The organism is Endozoicomonas atrinae, assembly GCF_001647025.1.
Lineage (GTDB): Bacteria > Pseudomonadota > Gammaproteobacteria > Pseudomonadales > Endozoicomonadaceae > Endozoicomonas > Endozoicomonas atrinae.
The window spans coordinates 1-2,446 of the sequence record NZ_LUKQ02000452.1 but is presented as its reverse complement, the minus strand read 5'-3'; the positions used below and the strand labels follow the sequence as shown (position 1 = coordinate 2,446).

Sequence of the window (2,446 nt, the reverse complement as noted above, 5' to 3'; positions counted from 1 at the left end):
TTGAATGCATCCGTCGTCCACTGTTCTGGGCGGCGATCAGGCTGGTGCCGGAACCGTTGAACGGCTCATAGCAGCTTTCGCCTTCGTGGGTGTAGGCTTCCATCAGGTGCTGTGGCAAGGTGACCGGAAAGACGGCCGGGTGGTCTATGCCATCACCAATGCTGCCTTTCTGTCTCATAAGGCGAATAACACTGTCGGGAATTTTGTAGTCCTGAATGGGCTGCCCTGAATGCGTCCAGCCGCCTACCTCGCCATCGTTGCTACGAATACCGCCGGCATCGTTCTGGTGGCTGACCTCTCCAGCTCCCTCGCAGGGCACGATCTTGTTGGGCTTGCGCTTCTCTTTGTTGAAATGAAAAATCAACTCAAAGGCCGGAGCCAGTCGGCCTGCCCAATCGCCGGGCATACCGGGGCCTTGATCCCATACGTAAAGACCAAACCGTCGCCAGCCGTCGATCCGCATGAATTCCAGCCAGCCGTCCCAGTAGGGCTGCCACTCGTTTTTGTGGTGTATCAATCCGAGGTTCACTAACACCTGGCCGCTTTTGTGCATGGCGCTGCCGAGGGTGCTTGCTCCAAATACGCCGGTCATCAATTTGTCCCAGTCCGTAATGCCATCAGTGGTGTAGTCCCGTTGGTTGCCATAGGGCGGGCTGGTGAAACAAAGGCGAGACTTGCGGCCGTCCATCAATTGTTTAACGTGGTCGGGGTTGGTGCTGTCGCCGCACATCAGCCGGTGGTCACCCATCTGCCAAACGTCGCCCTTTTGGGTCACGGCGGGCGCTCCCTGGATAGCGTCTTCTGCTTCTGGCTCGCTGGTGGGGTCGTGGTCTTCGGGCGCTGTGGGTGGCTCTAAATCGTCCAACATGGCCAGCAGGGCGTCGTTGTCGGTCTCTACCTGCCCTAATAGCTGCTGCAGGGTGTCGGCGTCGGTCTCTGCCAGGGCGCTGATGGGATCAAGGGTAGCGAGGGCGAGCTTTTCTTCTGCTTCGCTTAAATCCACGTAGATAACGGGCACTTCTTTGGCTTTGTGCTTTCTGGCCAGCTCCACTCGCAGGTGTCCGTCAATGAGTCGCCCGGTGCGCTGGTTGACGATCACTTGCTGAATCCATCCAAGGTCGTCTAAAACACCCTCCATTGCCGCTTGCTGTGACGCCGGGTGCCTGCGCCAGTTGTCCGGGTTCATCATCAGCTTTTCCGGGCTTTCCATACCGCTGCCGGTGATGCGTTGCTTCCATGCCATGCTGGTTATCCTTTGAATGCTTTGCCGTTCTGGTGTTTTGCCTGCTGTCCGGTGAATTCCTGCCACCGCCGGATAATCACGTCGCAATAGGCTGGATCAATTTCCATCAACCGGGCTTGCCTTCTCAATTTCTCGCAGGCGATGAGGGTACTGCCGGAGCCGCCGCATAAATCCAGCACCGTGTTCTGTCGTGCGCTGCTGTTGCGGATCATGTGAACAATCAAGTTGACCGGTTTCATGGTGGGGTGCTCTGCCGATCGGGAGGGTTTGTCTTCCTTGATCACGCTGGTGTTCAGCTGGTTGCGAAGCTGCCGGCAGTAGTTGACCAGTGATGACTTCTCCATGTTCTTGAAGTCGGGTTCTTCATCCAGTACCGTGGCCTTGTTAAATTCGCCGTACCATGAGTGAGCGGCTCCTGGCTTCCAGCCGTAAAGGATCGGTTCGTGCTGCCAGTGGTAATCCTGCCTGCCCAACGCAAAGACATTTTTTACCCAGACGAGGCATTGCTTGAACAGGAAACCGCTTTCCACCAGTGCGCTGCGGAAGTTCACGCCTTCGCTGTCGGCATGCGCCACATAAATAGGGCCGCCCGGTTTTGTCCACAGGCAGGCGGCGGTGAATAAGTCGCTGAGGAATGCTCTGAACTGAGCATCGACCATCTTGTCGTTCTGGATAGTGAGGGCATCTTTGGTTTTGCCTTCGTAATCCACGTTATAGGGCGGATCAGTCCAGACCATATCAACCTGTTTGGATTGAACCAGCTGCTCTACCTGTTGTGGGTCAGTGCTGTCACCGCACATGAGCCGGTGGGCTCCCAGAATCCAGATATCACCAGGCTTGCTGATGACTTTGCCTTGGGGATCCGGGCAGTCGTCGTCATCAGTGAGGCCGTCTTCAGCTTCGTCCAGTAGTTCTCCGGAGGCGAGGCTTTCCAATAGGCCGTTCAGGTCATCGCTCTGCACCTCCAATCCTTCCAACAAGCTGTCCAGCATGGACTGGTCGGTTTCCGCCATCGCCGACAAGGGATCGATGGTGGCCAGTGCCAGTTTTTCTTCTGCCTCGGTCAGGTCAACGTAATACCAATCGCATTTTCTAAATCCTTAAGCTGCCGCCAACTATGCTTAGGCATCATTACCATGCATTATCTAGAACAGATGTCTCGTCGACCACAGCTACCCGAAGGTTTTAATGATGTTGATTTTC

Annotated in this window: 2 protein-coding genes; both read right to left on the bottom strand. The window is 55.8% G+C overall.

Annotation, left to right across the window (positions count from 1 at the left end; all coding sequences use genetic code 11):
• On the bottom strand, nt 1-1,243 hold a 1,243-nt coding region (locus AK963_RS27785), incomplete at its 3' end, for a DNA modification methylase (protein ID WP_066018560.1).
• A gap of 5 nt (nt 1,244-1,248) precedes the next feature.
• Nucleotides 1,249-2,256: a DNA-methyltransferase gene (locus AK963_RS27780; RefSeq protein WP_066018559.1), complete on the bottom strand. Its 1,008-nt coding sequence runs from the start codon at nt 2,254-2,256 to the stop codon at nt 1,249-1,251.
• Nucleotides 2,257-2,446: the final 190 nt, after the last annotated feature.